Here is a 7,086-nt window from a genome sequence, read left to right as displayed (position 1 = left end):
GGCCTCGACCGGCGGTGCCGGCGGTGCCGGTGGCGGTGGACAGTCCCGTCCCGCGCAGCAGCAGGTGTCGGAGGAGCCGTGGTCCACGCCCGGTTCGTCGACCAGCGCGGATGCCTGGAGCACTCCCGGCAGCTTCGGCGACGACACCCCGTTCTGAACAACTTCTGGATCCGGCCTTCACGGCCGGCATCCGCTCATCACTAAGGAAAAACAATGGCTGGAAAGTCGAGCGGCGACCGCCGCAAGCCGCGGAAGGGTGGCAAGCCCACCGCTCCCGCGAAGTCCATCCGGGTCGGTGTCATCGATTACAAGGATGTCGCCACCCTTCGCAAGTTCGTCTCGGAGCGCGGCAAGATCCGTGCCCGTCGTATCACCGGTGTCTCGGTGCAGGAGCAGCGTCTGATCGCCACGGCGATCAAGAACGCGCGCGAAATGGCGCTCCTGCCCTACGCTGGCGCCGGCCGGTAAGGGGTATCGAGATGGCAAAGCTGATTCTCACGAACGAGGTCGCCGGGCTGGGTAGTGCCGGTGACGTTGTCGAGGTCAAGAACGGGTACGCCCGTAACTTCCTCATCCCGCAGGGCTTCGCTACGGCGTGGACCCGCGGTGGCGAAAAGCAGGTCGCATCGATCCAGGCCGCACGTCAGGCACGCGCGATCCACGATCGTGACGACGCTGTCGCGCTGAAGAACGCTCTCGAGGGCACCAAGGTGCGCCTCACGGTCAAGGCCGGCAAGGAGGGTCGTCTCTTCGGCTCCGTCAAGACGGACCACGTCGCGGATGCTGTCGCAGCCGCCGGCCTGGGCTCGATCGACAAGCGCAAGGTGCACATCACGTCGCCCATCAAGGTGACCGGTGAGCACGAGGCGACCGTGCGTCTGCACGACGACGTCACCGCAGTGATCACGCTGCAGGTCGTCGCCGCCAAGTAAGGCACGTCGAGAACGCCCCTGTCCTCCGGGACAGGGGCGTTCTGCATTCCCTGGCCCGGTCGCTCGTGCGCCTCACCCGTCTCGACCGTGCACCGGCCGTGCATTGGCCGGCGGCTCTCCGACCTCATCGACGGTGTGACCGCTGCAGGCCGCCTTCGTGACGCTGGCCCTCTCGACGCGCGACACGGCGAACCATCGCATGGCGTCACGCAGACGGCACCACCCGACCAGGTACCACTGGCCGTTCGTGGAGGCGAACAGCACGGGCTCGACATCACGCGTTGTCGTGTTCCCGTCTCTGGCCGTGTACCGGAGGTGCGCTCTCGGGCGGAGACGCGCTGACGGCAGATCCGGACTCCTCGATCGCCGCACCGGCAGGCGGAGACGTCGAAGAAGCGGAGATCGTGGACGAGAACAAGAATCCCGACGCCAAGACCTCCATGCGCGTGGCGCCGGCCCCTCGGCGACGACGCATGCTGGCACTCCCGGTTCTGGGGCTCACGGCCATTCTCGCCGCCGGGTGCTCGTCGGATTCCTGGCCGCAGCTGGGGGAGGCCTCGCCCACCCCGTCACCCAGCCCGACGGTGATCGCGCCGGAGAACCAGAAGCCGCCCGCTGTCACGGAGGCACAGGCCAAGCGCATCCTGAAGTCGCTCGCCGGCACTGTCAGCGAAGCCGACGCGGCACTCGACCTCGACCTTCTCTCCACACGTTTCGAGGGACCGGCGCTCGCTGCGCGGACCACCGAGTATGCCCTGCGGACGAAGCTCCCGGACACGGCGCCTCCCGCAGCGATCCCGACCGATGACGTCGAGGTGGTGCTCCCGGAGTCGACCGACCAGTGGCCGCGCACCGTGCTCATGCTGTCGAAGACCGGCGATGACACCGTGCCTCCCGTCGTGTTGACGATGACGCAGGCAGACCCCTGGTCGAACTACAAGGTCTCGAACATCGCCGAGATGTCGGCTGACGCGGTCTTCCCCGAGGTCGCCGCCGCGTGGCTCGGGACGTCTCTCGTCCCGTCCGACTCCGCTTTCCTCACCATCGCGCCCGCCGACCTCGCCGCGACCTTCGCCGACGTGGTGGATCAGGGAGAGCAGAGCGAGTCGTACGATACGTTCGACGATCTGGCGCTCAGCTACGCGAAATCGATCACCGACAGCCGTCAGGCCGTGATCCAGGCGCTCGCGGACAAGGGTGCTGCCGACACGTCGAAGGCCGCGTTCGACATGGCCTCGACGACGGACGCGCCCATCTCGATGACGACTCTCGACAGCGGCGCGATCGTCGCGGTCACCCTCACCGATACCGAGACCGTGACGCCGACGGGAGAAGACGTGTCGATCCGTTTCGGCGACAACGCCCAGGCCAAGGCGCTCACCGACGCGACCGAGTCCGCGAAGGGCGTCGAGACGACTTACGAGTTCCAGCTGTTCTTCTCGGTCCCCGCCAAGGGATCGACGGAGCAGATCCGCCTCCTGGCAGCACACCAGGACCTCCTGTCCGTGAAGGTGATCAAATGAGTGAGATCTCTCCCGCCGCACTCCGCGGCGCCGTAGACCTGTCGAGCCTGCGCAACCGACCGACACCGCCTGCCGAGGGCGAGCCGGCTCCCGGGGTCGTCGATCTCGTCGTGGACGCCACCGATGAGACCTTCGGACAGATTCTCGAGCTCTCGCGTACCGTTCCCGTGGTCGTCGACCTGTGGGCGGAGTGGTGCGGTCCCTGCAAGCAGCTGAGTCCGATCATCGAGAAGGTGACGCGCGAGCTCGGCGGGCGCGTCTTGCTCGCCAAAGTCGATGTGGATGCGAACCCGCAGCTCGCGCAGAGCTTCCGTGCGCAGTCCATCCCGATGGTCGTGGCCCTCATCGCGGGTCAGCCGGTGCCGATGTTCACCGGTGCCGTCCCGGAGCAGCAGGTGCGCGACGTGTTCGCACAGTTGCTTCAGGTGGCGGCGCAGAACGGTGTGACCGGAACACTCTCGGTCGCAGAGGCGGGCGCGGAACCCGCGCCTGCTGCGGAGCCGGAGCTTCCTCCGCTGCACGCAGAGGCCTTTGCAGCAATCGAAGTCGGTGACTACGCGGCCGCCATCAAGGCGTACGAGAAGGCCCTCGCGGAGAACCCTCGCGACGAGGATGCGCTCGCTGGTCTCGGACAGGTGCGTCTTCTCGACCGCGTGCAGGGGCTCGACCTTCAGTCGGCACGGGCCGCGGCCGCCGAAGCCCCTCTTGATGTCCAGGCGCAGTTCGACGTGGCTGACCTCGACCTCGCCGGCGGGCACGTCGATGACGCTTTCGGTCGTCTGCTCGACCTGTTCGCGCAGCTCCCGTCCGACCAGCGCGCACCCGTGCGGGAGCGTCTGGTGGAGCTCTTCGGGCTCATCGGCGCGGAGGATCCGCGTGTGGTGTCGGCGCGCAACCGTCTCTCGTCGCTGCTGTTCTAGAACAGCAGCGCGGCAGGCGCCGACGCGCGATCAGCCGTGGCTCACGGTCGGCACGTGGGCGTCGGACTGGTGACGCAGCCAGAGTGTCGACAGCGCGGGCAGCGTCAGAGTGGCCACCGGTGCGGCGCCGTCTGACGGCTTCGCGTAGACCAGTCCGAGGTTGCCCGATCCGCGTCCGCCGTAGTCGGCGGCATCCGTGTTGAGCACCTCCTGCCACACGCCCTCCCGCGGAAGCGCGAGCTGGTACCCAGTGCGCTCCACTCCGGCGAAGTTGCTGATGACGACCAGACGCCCGCCGTGGGCGTCACGTCGTTCGAAGGCGATCACCGTCGGGTCCCAGCTCGGCGCGCCGAGACGGCTGAACGACGACGCGTCGTTGTCCCGCTCCCACAGGGGAGCCTGAGCCCGGTACGTGTGGTTCATCACGCCGACGAAATCCTGCAGCTGGGCATGGAAGGGCTGATCGAGGAGCCACCAGTCCAGCTGCCGTCCCTCCGACCATTCGGCGAGCTGGCCGAACTCCTGCCCCATGAAGAGCAGCTTCTTGCCCGGATGCCCCCACATGTAGGCCAGATACGCGCGCACGTTCGCCAGCTTGTGCCAATGGTCCCCGGGCATCTTCGCGAGCAGGCTGCCCTTGCCGTGGACGACCTCATCATGACTGATCGGGAGCAGATAGTTCTCGCCGAACGCATACACGAAGGAAAATGTCATCTCGCCCTCGTGGTGGCCCCGGTACATCGGGTCCCGCGAGATGTACTGCAGCGAGTCGTTCATCCAGCCCATGTTCCACTTGAAGCCGAAGCCCAGACCGGCGTGATCGGTCGGCGCGGTGACTCCGGGGAAGCTGGTGGACTCTTCGGCGATCATGAGGATTCCGGGATGCAGCCGGTACGCGGTGGCGTTGACTTCCTGCAGGAAGCGGATCGCCTCGAGGTTCTCGCGCCCGCCGTGGATGTTCGGCTCCCATTCGCCGGGCTCGCGGGAGTAGTCGAGGTACAGCATCGAGGCGACGGCATCGACGCGGAGACCGTCGACGTGGAACTCCTTGAGCCAGTACAGGGCGTTGGCGACCAAGAACCCCCGGACTTCGGGGCGGCCGTAGTCGAAGATGAGCGTTCCCCAGTCCTGGTGCTCTCCGCGGCGAGGATCCGGGTGCTCGTAGAGCGGCTGGCCGTCGAAGCGCGCGAGGGCGAAGGCGTCCTTGGGGAAGTGGCCGGGGACCCAGTCCATGATCACGCCGATACCCGCCTGGTGCAGCCGGTCGATCAGGTAGCGCAGGTCATCCGGGCTGCCGAAGCGACTCGTGGGTGCGTAGTATCCGCTGACCTGATATCCCCACGATCCGCCGAACGGATGCTCCGCCAGCGGCATGAACTCGACGTGCGTGAAGCCCGCATCGGTCACGTGCTGGATCAGAGGATCCGCGATCTCGCGATAGCCGAGCCCTTCGCGCCACGAGCCGACGTGGATCTCGTAGATCGACAGCGGCTGGGCGACGGCGTGGGTGGCCGCCCTTCGCGTCATCCATGCCCCGTCGGACCAGGTGTGAGCGGAGGTCGCGACGAGCGATGCCGTGGCGGGCGGCACTTCAGCGGCCAGCGCCATCGGGTCGGCCTTGAGGATCCACGCGCCGTCGCGGGTGCGGATCTGGTACTTGTACCTGGTGCCGACCGGGAGTCCCGGGATGAAGATCTCCCAGACGCCGCTGACGCCCATCGAGCGCATCGCGTGGGCCTCGCCGTCCCAGTCGTTGTGGTCACCCACCACGCGCACGGCAGTGGCGTTCGGGGCCCAGACGGAGAACGAGACGCCGATCTCCCCGTCGGACGTGTGCACATGCGCCCCCAGCGCCTCCCAGAGACGTTCGTGACGTCCTTCGGCGATGAGGTGCAGGTCGAGGTCGCCGAGGGTCGGCCCATGGCGGTACGGGTCCCCGGACAACGTCTCGTCGTGGTCCGAGTATCGGGTCGCGATCCGATAGGGGAGCGGAGGGCCGCTGTGCTGCCCCTCCCAGATGCCGTGCGCGACGTGTGTGAGCTCCAGTCGGCTGCCGTCCCCGAAGACGGCGGCGACCTCGGAGGCGAGAGGCCGTCGCACGCGGATAGCCGTGACGGTGCGATCCGCGGCGTCCTTGTGCGCGTGCGCGCCGAGCACGGAATGCGGGTCATGGTGGGTGGCTGAGGAGATCGCCTCCCATTCGGTGGATGCGGCGACGTCTTCCGTGTAGCTCATGATCGGTCCCTCACCTTCAGGATGTGCACCGGCTCGGCGAAGGCGTCGAGCCGCACGTAGTTGTGGTCGCTCCAGGTCCAGACCGCACCCGTGAGGAGATCCTCCACCTCGAAGGGCTCGCCCAGCGGGACGCCCCACTGCGTCGTGTCGAGGTGCACGGTCGTCTCACGCACCGAGTGCGGGTCGACATTGGCGACGACGATGATCGTGTCCGCACGTCCGGTGCCGGTGAACGGCGCCGCCAGGTGCTTGCTGTAGACGAGGACGGCGTCGTCGTCGCTCCAGTGCGTGCGGAAGTTGCGCAGCTGCTGCAACGCGGGGTGCGCGGCGCGGATCTCGTTCAGTCGCCGCAGCAGGGGAGCGAGGGACTCACCGCGGGCTTCGGCCCCCGCCCAGTCGCGGAACTTGTATTCGTACTTCTCGTTGTCGATGTTCTCTTCGGATCCGGGCCTTGCGACGTTTTCGAACAGCTCGTATCCGGCATACACGCCGTACACGGGGCCTGCCGTCGCGGCGATGCAGGCGCGGATGCGATAGGCGGCCCGGCCTCCGAACTGCAGGTACTCGGTGAGGATGTCATGCGTGTTCACGAAGAGGTTCGGACGCATGTAGTCGGAGGTCTCGTGGGACACCGAGGTGAGGAACTCCTCGAGCTCGGCCTTGGTGTTGCGCCAGGTGAAGTAGCTGTAGCTCTGCTGGAACCCCACGGCGGCGAGCGCGCGCATGACTGCCGGCCGGGTGAACGCCTCAGCGAGGAAGATCACGTCGGGGTCGACCGCATTCACCTCCGCGATGAGCCACTCCCAGAACTGCAACGGCTTGGTGTGCGGGTTGTCCACGCGGAAGATCTTCACGCCCTGCGCGACCCAGTGCTGCACGACCCGCAGCATCTCGGCATAGATGCCGGCGGGATCGTTGTCGAAGTTCAGCGGGTAGATGTCCTGGTACTTCTTCGGCGGGTTCTCGGCGTACGCGATCGTCCCGTCGGGGAGAGTCGTGAACCACTCCGGGTGTTCCCTCACCCAGGGGTGGTCGGGGGAGGCCTGGAGGGCGAGATCGAGAGCGATCTCGAGTCCCTCTTTCCGCGCCGCGCGCACGAAGGCGCGGAAGTCTTGGGCTGTGCCCAACTCGGGGTGGATGGCGTCGTGACCACCGTCTGCGGCGCCGATCGCGTAGGGCGAGCCCGGATCGCCGGGCTCGGTGGTGAGCGTGTTGTTGCGTCCCTTGCGGTTGGTGCTCCCGATCGGATGGATCGGCACCAGGTACACGACATCGAATCCCATGGCTGCGACCTCGGGCAACCGTCTCGTGGCCGTGCGGAAGGTGCCGCTCTTCACGGTGCCGTCCTTGCGAACAGCCCTCCCCGCGGATGCGTCCTAACCTGGACCCATGCTCGGAGATCTCACGGAGCGCGACCGCGCGATCCTCGCGATGGAGGTCGCGTGGCCGCGCCACGGCTCGGCCAAGGAAGAGGTC

General features: G+C 67.2%; 6 protein-coding genes and 2 pseudogenes. 5 read left to right on the top strand and 3 right to left on the bottom strand.

Annotated elements, in window-relative coordinates:
* Window positions 1–213: 213 nt before the first annotated feature.
* Both rpsR and rplI read left to right on the top strand, forming a co-directional pair.
* Window positions 214–468: a 30S ribosomal protein S18 gene (gene rpsR, locus KZA10_RS05205; protein ID WP_017829850.1), complete on the top strand. Its 255-nt coding sequence runs from the start codon at window positions 214–216 to the stop codon at window positions 466–468.
* Between the two features lie 11 nt (window positions 469–479).
* Window positions 480–932, top strand: coding sequence for a 50S ribosomal protein L9 (gene rplI, locus KZA10_RS05200; RefSeq protein ID WP_017829849.1), 453 nt, complete (start codon window positions 480–482; stop codon window positions 930–932).
* Window positions 933–1,004: 72 nt separating this feature from the next.
* Here rplI and KZA10_RS05195 read toward each other — a convergent pair.
* A pseudogene (locus KZA10_RS05195) lies at window positions 1,005–1,247 on the bottom strand (helix-turn-helix transcriptional regulator); the annotation flags it as partial.
* Here KZA10_RS05195 and KZA10_RS05190 point away from each other — a divergent pair.
* Window positions 1,214–2,455 (top strand): hypothetical protein, encoded by a 1,242-nt coding sequence (locus KZA10_RS05190; RefSeq protein WP_218682344.1) that lies wholly within the window; start codon window positions 1,214–1,216, stop codon window positions 2,453–2,455. The pseudogene KZA10_RS05195 and the gene KZA10_RS05190 overlap by 34 nt on opposite strands.
* Window positions 2,452–3,375, top strand: a complete 924-nt coding sequence (locus KZA10_RS05185) for a tetratricopeptide repeat protein (RefSeq protein ID WP_218682342.1) — start codon at window positions 2,452–2,454, stop codon at window positions 3,373–3,375. Before KZA10_RS05190 ends, KZA10_RS05185 begins: the two co-directional genes overlap by 4 nt.
* 30 nt (window positions 3,376–3,405) lie before the next feature.
* Here KZA10_RS05185 and glgB read toward each other — a convergent pair whose 3' ends face one another.
* Both glgB and KZA10_RS05175 read right to left on the bottom strand, forming a co-directional pair.
* The gene (gene glgB, locus KZA10_RS05180) at window positions 3,406–5,610 is read right to left on the bottom strand and encodes a 1,4-alpha-glucan branching protein GlgB (RefSeq protein ID WP_218682341.1); all 2,205 of its coding nucleotides are present in this window, start codon (window positions 5,608–5,610) and stop codon (window positions 3,406–3,408) included.
* A pseudogene (locus KZA10_RS05175) lies at window positions 5,607–6,965 on the bottom strand (alpha-1,4-glucan--maltose-1-phosphate maltosyltransferase); the annotation flags it as partial. The gene glgB and the pseudogene KZA10_RS05175, both read right to left, overlap by 4 nt.
* A gap of 34 nt (window positions 6,966–6,999) precedes the next feature.
* On the opposite strand from KZA10_RS05175, the gene KZA10_RS18675 reads away from it, so the two are divergent.
* On the top strand, window positions 7,000–7,086 hold an 87-nt coding region (locus KZA10_RS18675), incomplete at its 3' end, for a DUF3263 domain-containing protein (RefSeq protein ID WP_218682343.1).

Source organism: Microbacterium sp. BF1, assembly GCF_019279095.1.
GTDB lineage: Bacteria > Actinomycetota > Actinomycetes > Actinomycetales > Microbacteriaceae > Microbacterium > Microbacterium maritypicum.
The sequence above is the reverse complement of the archived record's forward strand: the minus strand, read 5'-3'. Positions and strand labels throughout refer to the sequence as shown.